Below are 16,733 nucleotides of genomic sequence, written 5' to 3'. Positions count from 1 at the left end.
GCATCACGTCACGAGGCTGGACTGTCCGTTTCGCAACGCGATCTCGGCGATTCTCAAACCGATCTTAGTCGTCTTCGATGGGTAAATAGAGAACATCTTTTCTTCATGTACAGCTAATACCCTCTTATAATCCTTTGCTACAATTTGCATCATAGCTTCGCTTGCCAATAGCAGATTTCGTTGACTGCCCATAGCGTATCCCACCGGCACATACTTCGGATCTTCGGGCGTGCCTCCGTGAAGATTCTCGTGCACATATACAAGGTCTCCTGCGCACACGTAAGCATCCTTGCTATTGTGAAGCCCGTCGTTCCTCACGACGCAGTATTGAGATCCGGCAGTATGGCTGTCCGCCGCAAGGCGTAAGTCTAATCCAGGGACAAAGTCTTCAAGGTCACCCCTAACCAAAACCAATCGCTTTTCTTCGGCGAGTTCTGCCGCGTACATTACGTCGGCTGGATCTGTAGCCGACATCATCCACTCAAAGGATTGCGGGAGGGAAATCGTCGATATCCACTCTGACAGTTCGGCTTCCTGCAAGTAGAACGTCGCGTTCGGGAAGAATCTCATCCCTCCCATGTGATCGTAATGTGCGTGAGTAATCACTACGTGGTCAACATGTTCGGGCTCAACCCCGCATTCTGCCAGCACCGCTCGTGGCGGATACCATCGACGTGCTCCGCTTTTCCTTCCGAGCGCTTCACCGTGAGCTCTGTTGTCATACCCGCAGTCGACAAGAATTGTCGTGTCTAGACCTTTTATCAAGACGTAACCGAATGGAACCTTCGCCGACCCTTCATTATGCCTTCCGTAAACAAGTGTACCGACAGGGCAACTTTCCGTATACGCGTATTCAAGCAGCCAGATTGAATAGGCAGTCATATTGGCTCCGTTTGGTATTAGGCTGTTCTGATTTGCTGGGAATTAACGCATCCACAGCAGCTTTGAGATAGATCGACCGTATCGAACCCAGGAAGGGCGTGCGAGGTATGTAGCATCTCTCGCCATGCGCCACGCAGTGTGCGCAACGCCTCCTCACAGCCGTTGACCGACGGCCTCAGTCTTCGTAAGGCCGCGATTGTCTCCCCAAACCGAGCAACCGCAAGAACCAGGTGTCGATGATGATGTGCGCTAAGTGGCGACGGCCTGAGTGAGGCCGATCGGTCCTGGGCAATGAACCAGCGCTGCTCCGCGGTCAGCATCAAGGGATTGTCCCCGGCGCCGATTAGTCGACACTCTGCGAATAGCACCACAGTCGCAAGCTGACCCGCAACCTCTCTTAGATCGTTAAAAACGGATTGGGCGGCATCGATGTATTGTCGAGTGGCCTCGACTTCTCGCCATACCCAAGTATCGCAACCATCGTAGAGGAAATTTGAATGAAGCATCTAGGTCACCTCTACTGGGAGAAGAGCATTTTCAACTTGTCTGCCTGCAGTGCAGAAGAGAAATCCGCGTCGGGAGGAGCGGAGAGGTCACATTTCGGATCGATTCCGGCTCCGCTGTCTGCGTATACGTACTCGATTACGCTCGTGGGCTCGTTATTAGGCGTGCCTTGGAATTCTGAAACTCCGCGACGCGCCGCAAAGCGCACAATCGATGTAGTTCCGTCCAGTGAGGTGTAGGCGAAGGGCTTTCCAGATTTCTTCGTTTCCGTGTACTTACAGCTAAGTTCGTTGTTACTGCCTGCCGTGGCGACCGCCGGAACTGGAAGGTGCGATTGCTCAAACGCCTTAACAGCAGCCAGAGCAGTAACGCCGTAGTCAGTCACCACTCCATCGATCTTCGGATATCTAGCGATCATGCCTTGGACTGCCTTAGCAGCATCGACCGGATTTAAGTTGGTCACCACAAAATCGTTCTGGAGCAGTTTTAAGCCCGGATATCGGTCTAGGCGGGACTTGAAGCCATCGAGCGCTGCTTGAGACGTCGGCGAACCTGCGAGGCCGCCCAAAAAAATGATATTGCCACTTTTTAGGTTCTTACCGAACCAGTCAGCCTGCGTGGCACCTCTCGCGAAAAGGTCGTCGGAGACATTGATCGTATAATCCTTCCCCGCCCGACCGGGCAAAGTACTCAAATAGGGGATCACAGTGACGCCAGCCTTGGTCGCGGCGCGCAAAGCCGGGATTTGCGCTGCTCCAAAGTCAGGAAGGATCAAGAGCACATTCACTCCTTGGGCGACCATGCTATTGACATCTGTATTTGCTTTTTGCTGGTCACCGTTCGCATTGGTATAAATGAGTCGCTTTACATTGCCACAGCGAGCAAGCTCATCTTTCAGCTCAGCGAGTGTGGTCTTCCGCCAGGTGTTGCCGCCATATCCATCGGCGAGACCGACGACCATCGGCTTGCTGCCGCACATGGGTTTTATATCTCCTTGTTTTGTCACAAGCACGCCCGATGTCGCAGCTGCCGCCGAGACCGCAGTCCCAATACACATCGCTAAAGTGATCACCGTTTGTTTGTAACAGCGTCTCATCGTCTCCAGTCCTTTTAATATTAACCTTTTGAAAATTCATCAGTTGCCTATCCGCGACACCTTTACAGGCCTAGATAGCGCCTTTGTCGCTGAGTACTTCGCCAAAACCTTATGCCCCTCGACGATTACTTCACTATGCATGCATAACGGTCTTTTCAGGCTTAGAATGTCCATAATCACTTGTATGATCGCCCATCAATTGCCGACCCAGCTTCTCTCCGATCATCATGCAGACTCCATTTGTATTGCCGCTGATTTGGTCCGGCATAATGGAGGCATCCGCGATGTAAAGATTATCGACTCCCCGCACACGAAGATCCGGTGTCACGACGGCTTGAGAATCCACGCCCATGCGGCAAGTGCCGACGGGGTGGTAGGCAAGCCCTGTGCGCGCCCGCACGTATTCAGCGATCGATTCAACGGTGTTGATGGGACCACCCGGCTCAACTTCGTCGATTATCATCTGGTTAAGCGGGCGGCGAGACACGATACGACGCACAAGCTGGACCGCTTTAACCAGTGTTGCCACATCCCGCTCGTCGCCTAATAGATTTGGATTAATTACTGGCGCGTCATTGGGATCGCCGCTCGCTAGGCTAATCGCGCCTCGACTCTCGGGATAATTTTTGTTTACAAAAACTGAAAAAGAGGGAAAAGGAAGTATAGTTTGGCCCTTGTAAACTGCCGGGTTAGATGAGTAAACAATTCCCAGGGGAAAAAAATGCAGTTGTATATCCGGGTGCGCCAGTTCCGGGGAAGTTTTGAGGAAAGCATTCGCTTCCATCGGCGTCGCGATTGGCCCTTGACCACTAAATGCGAATTTCGCCATGAAGCCGATTTTCTGCAACAGGCCACCCGTGGGATTATAAGTTGGCATTTTGGTCCGGAATGTCGGTCTTATAATCGGGTGTTCGATAAGGTTCTTACCTACTGTGGGCCGGTCCACTATTACGTCAATGCCATGTTTTGTGAGTTCGTTGGCGTCGCCGACACCCGAGAGCATAAGCGTTTTCGGCGTGTTGATTGCACCCCCGCACAACACTACGCTGCCGCCCTTTGCCACTCGGATTTGACCTGCGTGCTCGTACTCGATCCCAATGGCACGATTTCCTTCGAAAAGTACTCGTCGAACAGGGGCTTCAGCCAACACATGCAGATTTTTGCGTTTCAAAGCTGGCTTTAAGAATGCGTCAGCAGAACTGCATCGCATTCCGTGGCGCTGGTTGAATTGCATGTATCCGACCCCCGCTTGGTCTCCCGCATTGTAATCACGGTTGTAAGGGAAGCCGTCGGCTTGTGTTGCCGCGATGAATGCCTCAGTTAGAGGGTGGCAGCGTCGTGCTTGCCTTATCGAAAGAGGTCCGGTCCCACCGCGCACTTCGAAATCAGTAGACTCACGAAAGTCAGATTCGCAGCATTCTAGCGCCTTGAATATAGGCATAACGTCGTCCGCCGCCCAGCCAGAATTGCCCATAGCGGCCCAGCGGTCGAAGTCGCATCGCGCGCCTCGGACAAACTGCATACCGTTGATGCTGCTGGATCCGCCAATTACCCGCCCCCTTCGCCACTGCTCACTTCGCATCTTTCGCGACGCGTCCGGGCGGGACCAATAGCCCCATTCGTAACGCGAGAGATTGACATACCAACTCAATCCGAGCGGTTTCATGAGCAGCGTGTCGACAGGCCCCGCTTCGAGAAGCAACACATTACGTGAGCCCGATTCACTTAGTCGATTCGCGACGACGCATCCAGCGCTACCGGCTCCCACAACAATATGATCCCAGACCCACTCTTCGGATGGCATTTCGGTTGGCATAGTAATCTCTAACGCGAAGCGGTTCCCGGCCTTGCCGGACGTTGGCCGCCTGCGTGGTTGTCTTCGTAACGGTCGTTTTTTTATCACGACGGCAATAATGGAGAAGTCGTCGTCGGGTCACTATAGAACGACAAACGCATGCCTTCCTGATTCCACACGTCATTTTTGATTGATCCTATACGCCAACCCTTGCCCAGCAAAAAGATGGCTTGTTCTGGCGGCTTCTCACCCGGCGATAAGTAGCTTCTCAAGTCGCGGTCTTGATACTACGGCGCGACGCCACGATACTCTGTGTCCATACTTCTAACTGTATTACAGGAGGCGTGGATGAAAACGTACCAACATTGGATTGATGGCGCGTACGTCGATCCCAGCAATGGTCAATGGCTGGATACGACGGACCCGTACCGTGGTGAGGTATGGGCCAGGATTCCGCGTGGAAGCTCGGAAGACGCGGCTCGTGCGGTCAACGTGGCGAAGCGTACAATGGCCAACGGGCCTTGGGCCACTATGACAGCGACGGAGCGCGGAAAGGTACTGCGCCGTATCGGAGATGCAATAACTAAAGACGCGAAAAGGCTCGCCGAGATCGAGACCCGAGACAACGGCAAGCTGTATTCCGAAATGCTGGGACAGCTGCGAACCATACCAGAGTACTGGTACTACTACGGTGGGCTTGCTGACAAGATTGAAGGCTCCGTAATGCCCATCGATCGTCCCAACATGGTCGCATACACAACGCACGAGCCAATCGGGGTGGTTGTCGCGTTGACTGCATGGAATTCGCCCCTTCAGTTCATCGCGCTCAAGTGTGCGCCGGCGTTGGCCGCGGGATGTGCCGTTGTCATTAAGCCATCCGAATTTGCGTCTGCGAGCTCCCTTGAATTCGCCGCGCTCACTAAAGAAGCCGGGCTTCCGGACGGGGTTCTCAATGTAGTGGCAGGCTTCGGTCAAGAAATCGGCGCTGCGCTTGTCGAACATCCGGACGTCGCGAAAATATCGTTTACTGGGGCGGATTCAACAGGCCTTAAGATCTACGAGACTGCTGCGAGGACAATGAAACGGGTGTCTCTTGAACTTGGGGGCAAGTCGCCAAATATCGTCTTTGACGATGCGGAACTCGACGCTGCTGCCGTGGGCGTTGTATCCGGAATTTTTGGGGCCGCTGGTCAGATGTGCATTGCAGGCTCGCGCCTACTTGTGCAGAACTCTATCAAAGAGGAGTTCACCGAGCGGCTTGTTTCTTTGGCTCGCGAGGTCAAGCTCGGTGATCCGATGAGTTCGGAGACAAGCATTGGGCCCATCGCAACGCACCCCCAATACGAGAAAGTACTCCGGTATATCGACGTGGCTCGATCTGAGGGCGCTCGCTGCGTCATGGGCGGTCACCCTGCGACTGGCCCTGGGTTGATCGGCGGCCAGTTTGTTGAGCCTACGATCTTCGCCGATGTCACCAACGACATGCGTATAGCTCAAGAGGAAGTGTTCGGCCCAATCCTCTCTATTATCGGCTTTGATGACGAAGAGGAAGCAGTACGTCTGGGCAACGACGTCATCTACGGTTTGGTCGCAGGAGTTTGGACAAATGACATGGGGAGAGCGATCCGAATGACCAAGTCGCTGAAGGTGGGTACGGTTTGGGTTAACACGTATCGGGCTTACAGTTTCTTGGTTCCATTTGGCGGCACCAAGCAGTCTGGGCTAGGTCGAGAAAATGGCCAAGAGGCTCTCTACGAATACCTTGAAACGAAGAGTGTTTTCTTGTCTGCGGCCGCGAAGGCTCCGCCAAATCCCTTTGTTCAACGCTGGCTTTGAACGGTGATTTTCCCAGTGGTGCCGAGTGGATTCTTTCCCGTACCGACTGGGCGCCACCGAGCAAAACATGGGCCGCCGGGTGATTTCGAGTGTCAATGTGGTCTGCGGCACGCACCGTAAGCAATTAACGTGCATTTGGTTGCGCAACACCCGCTTGCTCCGGCAAATCGGCCCGCTTCTGAAGTGAAGAGCCACTAAGCTATGCCACCGGACTGAAGTCAGTTGTCGTCAGCCTTTTTCTGCGGGTGTGCTGTTGTTAATGGAGTTTCTCAGAATGAGTTTTGCTGCAAGTGACGGCGAGGCTATGCGCAGAGAGGTGATGGGCGAGGATTACGTCGACCTCGCTATGGGCGCGGCCGACTGCTTTTCGAGACCGTTGCAAGAATTCCTGAACGAACACGCGTGGGGCAGTACCTGGTTGCGCAGTGGCTTGCCGCTGAAAACGCGCAGCCTTTGCACATGTGCGATGCTCGCTGCGCTCGGGAAAACCGCGGAGCTCAAAGGCCACATTCGGGGCGCCGTTAGAAATGGCGCGACGGTAGTCGAAATCCAGGAAGTTCTACTGCACAGTGCGGTCTATGCCGGCGCCCCAGCTGCAGTCGCGGCTTTCAGGAGCGCCAATGAAGCATTGAAAGAGCTGTCGTTCGACATTTTAAAGTAGCCGCGGATGCGTTCAACGTGCGCGACATGTGGGGGCCAGCGGAGCTTTTCTGCGACTGTGCGCGGCCGCAGGCAGATGCGAGACAGGGGGCGCCGACGCGTCGCAGCGCTTTCCGGAACCGATTTAGGTTGAGCCATTCAAGCCGCGGGGCATGGCCGCCGGCTTAGGCTTTGAACTCCGACTGAAGCCGATCAGAATCAAAGGAAGAACCGCTCCCAACGGGTCTTTTTTTGATTCTGGCCGTCGGTAAGACGCCGGACGGATGCCTTGTGTATTGCTCATCGTGCGACCGGTCGCGTATTAAGAATCGAGCGCCACAATTTCCTACTTAACGATTGGTGAAGATTGATGGATAACCAAACGCATTTTTCGCACGTGAAGCCTTCGGATACGGATTTCACAGAAGGCGGCCTGCGTGACTTTTTTATCTACCGCGACCTTGGCATTTCCGCGGCGACGAACGGCAAAGTAATCGCGCAACTCGTTCGCGCCAATGCCGAACCCAAATCAGGCACCGGATGGCATGTTCACGCCGCTCAGTTCCACATCGTTTACATGCTCAAGGGGTGGGCGCGCTTCATGTACGAGGAGAACGAGACTCTTGTTACGGCGGGCGACTGCGTACATCAGAGGCCAGGAATTCGGCATTTCTTGTTTGACTACTCGCCGGATATGGAATACCTCGAGATCGTCGGCCCGGCTGACTTTACGTCCGTTGGCGTTGAGGGGCCTTGCGCCGTCCCAGCTCCCTTGGGTTGGGCGAGCGAGCAATAGTGGCGGTTGGCCAAGTACCCGGACCGTATTGGGCCGGTATCGACCGCCGCTTCACCAGGTCGGCCGGGCTCGGCAGAAGCCGACGAAATGAAACTCGTCGGCTCTAAACAGGTTCCAATGCGACCGTCCGTACGGCAGCTAAACCGTCGAGTAAACGAGCAGCACTAGACGGCTGGTCCGTTCAACCAGGACGCCGACAGACAATTGATTTCCGGCACCCTTGATACAGTCGCCTTCCCAATGACCGGGCAGCAGGCGGTCCTCGATTTCGGGCGGGCGCACGTGAATATTCACCATGTCGGGAATCTGCCCGCGCCGGTCGGTGCCGCGCGTGCGGTACATGCGGGTGTTGTGGCCGTGGCGCAGGCAGGCAATCAACTGGCGGCGCAATTCGCCACGCGGCTGAGCGTAGATAGCCGTGTAGATGGTTTCGTGCGATACGTGTTGGGTCGGGTCGGTTGGATACATGCGCTTCAGTGTGCCCGATATCTGCTGAGGTGACCATTTCCATTCGAGCAGGGTGAGCACGACCCGCCAGCAAACGCTTTGTAGGTAAGGCTTCGCGGGGCGGCGGCCCGCGCTACGGCGGGCGGCGCTGAGCGCTTAAGCCGGCACTGATGCGTAGCCAGCAGGCGAACTGTTTCGCGTTAGTTCACGGCTCACGGTGGACGGCGAGCGCCCGAGCATTCGGGCCATGGCCCGAATGCTCACATCCTGCGGTCGCAGGCTTGCGATGGCGAGGCGTTCTTCAGGTTGAAGCTGCTGATACGAAGTTTTGTCGGGCATTGCAACACCTTATACGAGACAGGTGTTGCACTTCGCTTTTGAGGCCGCCCTACAAGACGGTCAGGTTCGCTATCTGAAAGAGGCTGGTGAGACGTTGGTTTCTCCACAGCGGGTTCTCGCCCTCGCGAATATAGTTCTGGATTCGAATCGAGAGTTATACCGTGGACGGTTCGTCGGGAACCACGACGCAACCGACCACCTGCTTGCAGGCGCTTTGGGCAGCCGCCTGGGAGGTCGAATTTTGGAACAGGGGGTGGCAGCATCTATGCTGCTCGGTGATGTCTTTGCCCCATCGTGCAACGGACGATCCGATGCAAGAAGACAGGGCCGCCTCGGTTACTGTAACAGTCTCGAACTTCTACTTCGCTGACACCGCTTGACCCATAGCGCGGGCGTCAAATTGAAGTATGTCGAGTTCCGCGGTATCTTCGGCCTCATTCCAGCAAACATCGACCGGCTTCATGATATGAAAGCGTCATCGGATCTTGAAGGGCGCGACGACGAGCAGCCCATAGTGGGTACGCAGCAGTGGCTCGACTCCGAGGTGCACCGCTACCTCGCGAGCGGTGCCTACGACAGCAACTTCGCGGGCTGGCCGGGGAACAACTTTGTCGACGTTGCGCAACGGGCCACCCAACGTCTGAAGACTGCGCTGGCGGAAGAGACTCTCCGGCGAGCGCACGGTTTCCGCAACCGGGTGAGCTTGCCGGGCGACTTGCATGCGTGGGCACACGACAAGCTCGCGCCGATGGTATGCGGGCTGTTCCCCGCCGACGAGCGTTCCATCATCTTGGACACACTTGCTCGCAGCGTCGTGTTTCTCACCCCGGACAACATCCCGGCAGTACTCACTCAGCAAACGTGGTTGTCGACTGCGTGGGAGTTGGCCAACATCTATCTGGCAAGTGTCGGCGCGCCTGTTCTGTCGCAAGCGGCGACAGACATCGTTGGACTGAGCGAAGAAACCACCTGCTACGTCTCGATGGCGTACTTCGAGGAGACAGACCCATTCGCAGACTTCGTCGTCCACGAGGCCGCACACGTGTTCCATAACTGCAAGCGAGCCACCGTCGGCCTAGACGAGAGCCGTCGCAAGGAGTATCTCCTTAACGTTGACTACACTAAGCGCGAGACGTTTGCCTATGCATGCGAGGCCTACAGCCGGATTATCTCTCTAGGCGCAAGCGTCCGGCAACAGCAAGCGGCGCTAGAGCAGCACGCCAAAGCCTCGTTGCGGGCCGATGATCGTGTGGACCACGGAGAATATCTCGACATTCTCCGTGACGCCACGATTGCCCGTAATGGATGGCAAAAAATCCTCAAACGATGTGCGCCGCGAGAAAAGCGCTGATGCTTACGTCTTGGGAAATACGCTGCGGCAAGTGGTCTGGGCGCTGTTCGATTGGGCTGGCGGGGACCAACGATCGCGCAGCGCTTCCGTTTTCCACAGCCTTGCCCACAATTTCCGTGGATAACGTCGAGCCAAAGCGGCGCCACCGTCGCGATTGTTTTGTCAATCGGTCACGATCGACGCTTTGACGGTCTGCTCCAGAGTTGGCCCTGCACACGCAGCCAAGCAGACGAAGCACACGTCCGCGCGACAAGACGGGAAACGCCGCTCGCCAAGAAGCGAACACTTCGCTCTTCCGCGCTCTTTTCACTCCGCTTTCATGAGCACCGCGCGACAGCGCTCCAGTTCCTTGCTGAGCGAATCTATCTCTGCTTGCATGCTGTTCGCCCTTTCTAGAAGCTTCCCGACCGGGTACCAGTATTCGTGTCCGAGATCACCCTCTGCCACTGCGAGCTCATGAATCTTCTTGAGAGCGATGGTCAGGTCGATGTGGCTTCCAACGGACAGCTCTCCCTCCTCAACTGCGTTCGGCTTTTCACCCTCGCGCCGTGCGCCGGGTTTCCAGAAAAACAGAACGCCCTCATTCACGTACCGAGTCTTTACACGCACCGCCACCAAGCTGAGCGCAAAGCTGATCGCCGGCGCAAGCAGTAGTACCGGATTGTCCAAAGCGAAGTTCGAGAGCTGCTCAATTATCTTCACGATTCCTGCGTCCCTAACGCGGTACCTTGCCGTTCTCGAGCTTCCGAGAGTGTTTTTCGACCATTTTCGCCGCGCGCAAGACTCGCTTCACGTCGCCGCGCAAAAGTGCCTGAAGCGGTGTCAGGCCGCCAAGCGACTCCTGAGGCCGTGTGAAGAAGCTCCACTTGCTCCATCCGGCTAAACCGCCAAGCCGTCGCGCCACCCTCGATAGATCGTTCCGGTCAAGCCCGTTCGCGACGAAGAACGCCGGGTAAAACTGTTCACCCCCAATCTCAACACTGAAAATACGCCCTTTGGCGACGCGTTTGCATAATCTCTGCTCCGTGATGTCCGAGGCTTCGCAGAAAGTTTTTGCTCGCAGCAATTTGCCTTCAGCGACAAGGGCGTTCCGCGACGACATTCGGCGGATCGCGCCGCGTTTGCGTTTGCAGCGTTGTTTCTCGTCTTGTTCACGGAGCGAACGAAGGTCCACGTTCAAGACTGTGGCCACGCCCATTACTCGCGCGAGACAAATCTTGAAGCGCCGTCCGACCTCTGCGTCGGGAAGGTCCAGAAGCGCTTCGGCCGCTATCGGATCGCACAGGACTGCCGCCACGGCGGCACGGCGGAATAGGTATTCCATCCGGGCGTCGCCGAGCGTTGGACGGTCGCTATTCTCTCGTGCTGAACGTGGCATCGCCGCTCCTTACGAAATCGATGCGAAACCCCGTTGGCGAAGAGAAGCGCCGACGTGTGCGCTGCGCCTGGTGCTTCGAGGTATCACCGCGACATGTCTCGATACGAAACGCGACGCATCAGGAAAAGCGCAGCCAGGCAGCGGCAGCGGCAGCGGCAGCGGCAGCGGCGGAAAGCTACGCCCTGCACAGAGGCGCGTCACGCCAACCCGCCTCTACGTTCGCAATCGAGCACAACGACGGCCCCCACGCCAACCATCCCGCGCGCCTCGTCGCAGCACACGCACCCCCCCGCTGCCCGCATCATCGACGCTGCTCCCGACGGCTTGCGACCTTCTCCGGCTCTGCCCACAGGTTCGGTAGCGCGGCCGCCGAAACGTCAATATCTATGGAGGTCGGGTAGTGTCGCAGCAACGTCATGGCCAGTGTTCGCACGAGGTCTGCGCAATAAGGCCCGCGACCATCCGCGAGAGTCTCGAGCAGGTCGCGAGCGCCGACGACAGATCGCGTTCGCTCCTCAGCCGTGGTCATGTGCGTGCCCACGAGTTCACCTTGTCAGTCACATCGATGCACTCCGTAACGCCGTTCACGCGACACCATCGGTCCCAAACGTAATGCGCATCCGCCGCATACCCGCTTTCGCCTACGAGCGTGTAGATGCGTCCGGACTGTGTTGTGCCTTGCCAGGCCACCGTATCGAAAGTCTCGATGGCCGAACTGACTCGCCCGGTTCGATCGCTCGCGTCCAAGCCAACGAAATGACGGGTGTCTTGCGGAAGGATTTCGAAGATGCGCCATTCGAGCAAGCGGATGCAACGCTCACTCGAGACGGGCGGAAGGGACCAGATTGGCATGACTACCCTCTGTAAGAGGGCCGACATCGGGTATCCGGTCAGCTCGTCACTTCGAGCGGCCCGGTTTACCGGACGGCGATTCTAGCGGCGAGGCTGCTGAAATTTGACTTATGACCTCGGCCAACTGCGCATGGGGTAAACGGCGCGATGACGGAAGTATATGCCGTTGTCCGGGAAGTTCAAGAAAGAGCCTTTGCAGGGCAATCGTTGCTAAAGCAACTTTCTCTGCACCGCCACGTTGTTGACGATGGAAACGTCAAGGTAAAGCCACAACGCGTCAAAGCGGCAAACGGTGGCGCACTGGAAGTACAACGCGGCGCTGAACGTGCCATCCTCGATCTGCGTGCTGAGCGAATCCGCTTGAACATGCACGCCCAGTTCTTCAAGCCGGCTGCTCAGCATGTCCGTATCCAACCAAGGCTGAGTCGCAAGGTCAGCCTTGAAGGCCGCTGCGGCGCTATCCTCCCACGACCCTTGCAACTGTTGCGTACTCAACCAAGTGCCGGGCAGCGCAGAGCCGGCTGCGATAAGGGCCTGGAGGAGAAACGCGAACTTGAACGTGCCGCGGTGTATCTTCCCTTCGATCGAACGTTCTGATTCTTGAGTGCCCCGGGCGACGAGCCTGCGTGCCAGCTCTTCGTAGCTCACTCCTTGGTAAATCAGCGCGGCCCGAAGCGCTCGAGAGGCAAGATGAGCCCATGCTGAATCGACACTGTGCGTGTCTTCGTCTTGCGTTTTTTCTGACCTGTGCTTTAATTCCCCTCTGATGTGGTAGCCCATGCGCCCTCTCAGCCACAAAGAAAAAAGCCCCTTGAGAGGACCACGCCCCCCGCCGCAATCCAACAACGCGGGCTCATCGCCCGCAGAAAACACGCGGCACGCCATATGAGATGGCCGCCATGGACTCAGTCTCCATCCTCTACTTGGGCATCGAAGGAATTTTGTTTCGGCCCAACACACGCATTCATACAGTTCCGTGCCACGCGCACATAATCGCTCTTCCAGAGCCGCTGCCGTTACTCGAACCGGTGTCTGCAATCATCGAGCGCGCAACCAAGCTCAACGTCGTGCTCAACAGTTGGCTGGTAGCGGACTACGGCTTTCGGCAACTCGTTCGCCTATTGCCGGATGGTATAGCACAGAAAACGATTGGCGCAACAATCGCCGGAAACCGGCTGCACAATCGGCCCACGGCATACCGTGCAAGAGTCGAACTGCTACGTGCGGACATCGAGCGACGACAGCCGACTCAGCTGACCATCGTCGATGCATCAAGAAGCGCGATCCCTACGGAACTGCTGCACCGTTCGATCTGGGTACGTGAATCGGACTCTCGGTGCCCATCCGACTTTGCAGCGATCCTGGGTCGCTTCATTGATTCGTCTTGCGACGACTAGATCTCAGTGAAGTAGCGTTGTGCGTTCGCCGACGCTGTAAAGCGACCTGGAAAATGTTGATTGCGCGACATGGGGATTCAATGTTCGTCGGCCGCGCAGTAAGCAATCACTTAATCAGAGATAGCTGAGTCAATGAGTCCTTGTCTCAACGAGACGGTTTTTTGTAGCAACCAATTGCGAACGTCGTAGAGAGAGCTTCGCGAAGAGGGCGGGGCCGTGATAGCGGAGGTGGCAATGTCGACCGAGAGAGCGAAGATCAGTACGAACACTGCACTGGCATCGACCGACACAACGGAACGATCCGTGTTGCTAGCCGGAGCTCTCCTCCTCCATCGCGTCGAGGCATGCGAGCATGAAGGCAGCGGAAAACCGTTTGCGATTGATCTTGCGATTAAGCTGACCCGCCGACTCAACGACTCCGAGTCGCTCGAGCCGCTGGGCCAACTCCTTGTAGCTGAGCTTAAGCTCGTTCATCTTCGACACGATGAGTTCCCTCGCCGCCTCCTCCCACTCCTCGTAGACATTGTCCGTTTCGGGCTCCGTGCTCAGTTGTTTGCTCATGGCTTGCTTCGTGGTTTGTTTGGTCCTTCATGCTCGGTGTCTGCACTTGCGCCATGTAGCATTTCATCATATGCGGGTCGCGTGGGTAACCCTGACAACGCGCCTCCCAACACGATCTCATCTTGGTCGCGCTCTCGCAACACGCCATGCTGAGCACATCGCAACTTGCCGAACTATTTGAAAACCTCGGCACTCCGCCTGGCGGCCAGAAGCTCGTTGCCAACGCGAGGCTCCATGCGCCGGTTCGCGACGTGAGCTCACGAGGTGGGAACGTCATCACCGTTCTCGCGAGCCAGAAAATGGCGCGCGACATCCGGACTGAAAGCCGACACATCGAGTTCGCGGTGGCCGTGACCAAGGAGCACGCGAAAGACGTCCTGGAATACTACGCGCAGCCTTGTGAACTGAAACTCAATCTTGTAGACGAGATCACAGGCGAAATCAAAAGGATCCAGCACGTCCCGGATTATCTCACCATTCGCAGCGACGGCTTCACCCTAGAAGAATGGAAATCAGAGGCGAAGCTACTACGTCTTGCGGAGAAATACCCTTACCGCTACGTTCGTGCGAGCGACGGACAATGGTGTTCCCCGCAGATTGAAAAGCAACTTGCCGAGTTGGGCGTGCGGTACCGAGTCTTTAGCGAAGAGTGCATTCCACGTCGACGCATGGAGAATCTCCTTGACTTAGCCGACTATTTCCTGCCGGGTGTGGAACCGCTTTCGCCGGACAGCGTCGACCGGCTCAACGCCGCTCTAGCTGATGAAGGCGCACTATCGTTCTTCGAGTTGCTCGAAGCTCCATACAGGTTCTCCGCCGACTTCCTGAACCAGGCGATCGCCGAAAATCTCGTCGCCACTGCTCTTGATGAGGAGCCACTCGCAGACAAGAAGGCGTTCTACCTCTACCGTGACGCAGCGCTACGTGATCTGCTCATCGCGAATAGAGACTTCGGACAGCTGCCTAGAGCGGAGTCCTTTTCGCTCGAAATCGCGCCGGGTTCCCGGTTCCTGTTTGATGGCCAAGAACTGACGATGGCCCTCGTCGGAGAGGAGTCGATCCTATGCAGTAGGCAAGATGGCACGAACGTCGAGCTCACGCGTGAATGGATTGAAAGCGCACACGAGAAGAACCAAATCACCGCCATCCAAAGAGAAGCGACGACCTCAGGCACAGACGTCAGCCGATACTCGCAGGCGGAACTGGAGACGGCCCTTCGAAGACAGACCATTCTTAACTCGATGATTGCCGAGGGACACGTGTCCTCGCGCACGCTGCGACGTTGGCTGGCTCGGAGACTCGTCGCTCTGGCTAACGGTGATAACGCCGCTCTCGCGCTGGTACCCAACAACGCTGCGAAAGGCAATCGGACTCCGAGGCTAACGGAAACACAGTTCCGTCGCATGGACGAGGTCATCGACACTGAGTGGCGCACTAGCAACGCCATCAACTACACGGTGTGCTACCAAAACATGGTCATCGCCTTCGACGGTACGGGCGAGAAGGCTCCGTCATACCCGACCCTAATTGCACGGATCAAAGCGCGAAAGACGAATCGCGACGTGCGAACCCGCCATGGAAAACGCATCGCGTACCAGGAATCCCTGTTTATCGATGTCCTGTACTACGACAGCCCCGTGCATGGCAGTCGCCCCTTCCAATACATTCACATCGACCATACCGAGGTCGACATCGAGCTAATTTCGAGTCGTACCGGCAAGCCGTTGGGGCGTCCCTGGCTAACGTTGGCGGTTGACGCCTGGTCGCGGAGAATAATTGCCTTCTATCTCACATTCGATCCGCCCTCATATCGCTCGGTCATGATGGTCATTCGGGACATTGTGCGCCGGTTTAATCGCCTTCCGGAATTTTTCATTGTCGACAACGGTCGCGACTTCATGACACTGGCGTTCCAAACCTTCCTTCGCGTGATGGGCACGCATCTGCGCTTCCGGCCGAAAGGAGAACCAAGACATGGTGCAGTGCTCGAGCGCATGTTCGGTCGGCTCAACACTGAGTATATTCATAACCTTGCGGGCAACACGAAAGCGACAAAGAACGTGCGGATGGTTACAGGCTCACATCTGCCAAAGAACCTGGCCGAGTGGACTTTGCGCTGTCTATATCTTGGGTTGCAGCACTGGGCCTTTGACTATTACGACCAGGAGACACATCCCGCACTGGGCGAATCACCGCGAGATGCGTTTCGCCGTGGCCTACGAGAGAGCGGACACCGCCCTCAACGGCACATCATGTTTAATCGGGATTTCCTTATCGCTACCTGTCCGCCCGTCGACCGCTCCGGCGTCCGCACAGTGAACCCTCAGCGCGGCGTGAAAGTCGACAATCGATTCTATTGGAATTCCTCGTTCAGATTGCCAAACGTCGCTGGCGAATCGCTGGCAACGCGCGACGATCCGTGGGACAAGTCATCTGTCTACGTCCTGCTAAAAGACGGATGGGTTCGAGCCATCAGTAGAAGCCTCTGCGGGCTTGGACAACTGACTGAAGTCGAGAAACGTGCTCTGACTGCCGAATACAACAGCCGTCTCACAGCGCCTGCTGACGACGAGCAACATGCACAGCGCCTGCGAGAGTTCCTTCGGGTGTTCAAGCCAGAAGGCGCACTCGCACTCGAGTTTGAGCGCCAGTCGGAGAACAAAGACCTGTACACCGCGCTGCAGATGGCAAACATCGAGCCCATCGTAGCGCCTCATCGCAGCGTGCTCGTAGGCGAACCGCCCGCTGCGCGCAGGCTGGCATTTGAATGCGACTCCTCTGATGGCACCCCGCTGGCTCAGGAGCTCGATGTCGATCGTGCTTTGCGCGCAGACCTCGACGACTTCGCCGATCTTTGAGG

General features: G+C 56.6%; 14 protein-coding genes and 1 pseudogene. 6 read left to right on the top strand and 9 right to left on the bottom strand.

Annotation, left to right across the window (positions count from 1 at the left end; genetic code table 11):
* Positions 1-3 precede the first annotated feature (3 nt).
* The 3 genes from AB6804_RS16580 to AB6804_RS16570 all read right to left on the bottom strand — a co-directional run bounded on the left by AB6804_RS16580 (position 4) and on the right by AB6804_RS16570 (position 4,286).
* Positions 4-882, bottom strand: coding sequence for an N-acyl homoserine lactonase family protein (locus tag AB6804_RS16580; RefSeq protein ID WP_370887346.1), 879 nt, complete (start codon positions 880-882; stop codon positions 4-6).
* Between the two features lie 517 nt (positions 883-1,399).
* Positions 1,400-2,482 carry a substrate-binding domain-containing protein gene (locus AB6804_RS16575; RefSeq protein WP_370887345.1) on the bottom strand — a complete coding sequence of 361 codons (1,083 nt, stop codon included), beginning with the start codon at positions 2,480-2,482 and terminating at the stop codon, positions 1,400-1,402.
* Positions 2,483-2,615: 133 nt separating this feature from the next.
* Positions 2,616-4,286, bottom strand: a complete 1,671-nt coding sequence (locus AB6804_RS16570; protein ID WP_370887429.1) for a GMC family oxidoreductase — start codon at positions 4,284-4,286, stop codon at positions 2,616-2,618.
* 339 nt (positions 4,287-4,625) lie between these two features.
* On the opposite strand from AB6804_RS16570, the gene AB6804_RS16565 reads away from it, so the two are divergent.
* From AB6804_RS16565 to AB6804_RS16555, 3 genes are all read left to right on the top strand, one after another.
* The gene (locus AB6804_RS16565; RefSeq protein ID WP_370887344.1) at positions 4,626-6,113 is read left to right on the top strand and encodes an aldehyde dehydrogenase; all 1,488 of its coding nucleotides are present in this window, start codon (positions 4,626-4,628) and stop codon (positions 6,111-6,113) included.
* Positions 6,114-6,387: 274 nt separating this feature from the next.
* The gene (locus tag AB6804_RS16560) at positions 6,388-6,774 is read left to right on the top strand and encodes a carboxymuconolactone decarboxylase family protein (RefSeq protein ID WP_370887343.1); all 387 of its coding nucleotides are present in this window, start codon (positions 6,388-6,390) and stop codon (positions 6,772-6,774) included.
* Positions 6,775-7,122: 348 nt separating this feature from the next.
* Complete coding sequence (locus AB6804_RS16555) at positions 7,123-7,548, top strand: cupin domain-containing protein (RefSeq protein WP_370887342.1); 426 nt, start codon at positions 7,123-7,125, stop codon at positions 7,546-7,548.
* A gap of 153 nt (positions 7,549-7,701) precedes the next feature.
* On the opposite strand, the pseudogene AB6804_RS16550 reads toward AB6804_RS16555, so the two are convergent.
* A pseudogene (locus tag AB6804_RS16550) lies at positions 7,702-8,334 on the bottom strand (IS30 family transposase); the annotation flags it as partial.
* Positions 8,335-8,734: 400 nt separating this feature from the next.
* Here AB6804_RS16550 and AB6804_RS16545 point away from each other — a divergent pair.
* Positions 8,735-9,685 (top strand): hypothetical protein, encoded by a 951-nt coding sequence (locus AB6804_RS16545; RefSeq protein WP_370887341.1) that lies wholly within the window; start codon positions 8,735-8,737, stop codon positions 9,683-9,685.
* Between the two features lie 306 nt (positions 9,686-9,991).
* Here the strand turns inward: AB6804_RS16545 and AB6804_RS16540 are convergent, their stop codons facing one another.
* The 4 genes from AB6804_RS16540 to AB6804_RS16525 all read right to left on the bottom strand — a co-directional run bounded on the left by AB6804_RS16540 (position 9,992) and on the right by AB6804_RS16525 (position 12,695).
* On the bottom strand, positions 9,992-10,387 hold the full coding sequence (locus AB6804_RS16540) for a hypothetical protein (RefSeq protein ID WP_370887340.1): 396 nt from the start codon (positions 10,385-10,387) through the stop codon (positions 9,992-9,994).
* Between the two features lie 13 nt (positions 10,388-10,400).
* Positions 10,401-11,063 carry a hypothetical protein gene (locus AB6804_RS16535; protein ID WP_370887339.1) on the bottom strand — a complete coding sequence of 221 codons (663 nt, stop codon included), beginning with the start codon at positions 11,061-11,063 and terminating at the stop codon, positions 10,401-10,403.
* A gap of 301 nt (positions 11,064-11,364) precedes the next feature.
* Complete coding sequence (locus AB6804_RS16530; protein ID WP_370887428.1) at positions 11,365-11,592, bottom strand: BPSL0761 family protein; 228 nt, start codon at positions 11,590-11,592, stop codon at positions 11,365-11,367.
* A gap of 533 nt (positions 11,593-12,125) precedes the next feature.
* Positions 12,126-12,695, bottom strand: coding sequence for a DUF6471 domain-containing protein (locus AB6804_RS16525; protein WP_370887338.1), 570 nt, complete (start codon positions 12,693-12,695; stop codon positions 12,126-12,128).
* A gap of 119 nt (positions 12,696-12,814) precedes the next feature.
* Between AB6804_RS16525 and AB6804_RS16520 the strand changes: the two genes are divergently transcribed.
* Positions 12,815-13,312 carry a hypothetical protein gene (locus AB6804_RS16520; RefSeq protein WP_370887337.1) on the top strand — a complete coding sequence of 166 codons (498 nt, stop codon included), beginning with the start codon at positions 12,815-12,817 and terminating at the stop codon, positions 13,310-13,312.
* A 309-nt stretch (positions 13,313-13,621) separates the two neighbouring features.
* Here AB6804_RS16520 and AB6804_RS16515 read toward each other — a convergent pair whose 3' ends face one another.
* The gene (locus AB6804_RS16515; protein ID WP_370887336.1) at positions 13,622-13,873 is read right to left on the bottom strand and encodes a DUF6471 domain-containing protein; all 252 of its coding nucleotides are present in this window, start codon (positions 13,871-13,873) and stop codon (positions 13,622-13,624) included.
* Between the two features lie 122 nt (positions 13,874-13,995).
* Here AB6804_RS16515 and AB6804_RS16510 point away from each other — a divergent pair, with 122 nt between their 5' ends.
* Entirely contained in the window at positions 13,996-16,731 is a 2,736-nt protein-coding gene (locus AB6804_RS16510) for a Mu transposase C-terminal domain-containing protein (protein ID WP_370887335.1), read from the top strand.
* The last annotated feature ends 2 nt before the right edge of the window (positions 16,732-16,733 follow it).

Source organism: Caballeronia sp. RCC_10 (genome assembly GCF_041360715.1).
In the GTDB taxonomy this organism is placed as follows: Bacteria; Pseudomonadota; Gammaproteobacteria; order Burkholderiales; family Burkholderiaceae; genus Caballeronia; species Caballeronia grimmiae.
Note: the sequence above shows the minus strand (reverse complement) of the source record. Positions and strands in the feature narration are given on the sequence as shown.

Bases quoted from the DNA above. Each gene is read 5' to 3' on its own strand.
- AB6804_RS16580 (WP_370887346.1), bottom strand. From the start codon at position 882: ATGACTGCCTATTCAATCTGGCTGCTTGAATACGCGTATACGGAAAGT.
- AB6804_RS16575 (WP_370887345.1), bottom strand. From the start codon at position 2,482: ATGAGACGCTGTTACAAACAAACGGTGATCACTTTAGCGATGTGTATT.
- AB6804_RS16570 (WP_370887429.1), bottom strand. From the start codon at position 4,286: ATGCCATCCGAAGAGTGGGTCTGGGATCATATTGTTGTGGGAGCCGGT.
- AB6804_RS16565 (WP_370887344.1), top strand. From the start codon at position 4,626: ATGAAAACGTACCAACATTGGATTGATGGCGCGTACGTCGATCCCAGC.
- AB6804_RS16560 (WP_370887343.1), top strand. From the start codon at position 6,388: ATGAGTTTTGCTGCAAGTGACGGCGAGGCTATGCGCAGAGAGGTGATG.
- AB6804_RS16555 (WP_370887342.1), top strand. From the start codon at position 7,123: ATGGATAACCAAACGCATTTTTCGCACGTGAAGCCTTCGGATACGGAT.
- AB6804_RS16535 (WP_370887339.1), bottom strand. From the start codon at position 11,063: ATGCCACGTTCAGCACGAGAGAATAGCGACCGTCCAACGCTCGGCGAC.
- AB6804_RS16530 (WP_370887428.1), bottom strand. From the start codon at position 11,592: ATGACCACGGCTGAGGAGCGAACGCGATCTGTCGTCGGCGCTCGCGAC.
- AB6804_RS16525 (WP_370887338.1), bottom strand. From the start codon at position 12,695: ATGGGCTACCACATCAGAGGGGAATTAAAGCACAGGTCAGAAAAAACG.
- AB6804_RS16520 (WP_370887337.1), top strand. From the start codon at position 12,815: ATGGACTCAGTCTCCATCCTCTACTTGGGCATCGAAGGAATTTTGTTT.
- AB6804_RS16515 (WP_370887336.1), bottom strand. From the start codon at position 13,873: ATGAGCAAACAACTGAGCACGGAGCCCGAAACGGACAATGTCTACGAG.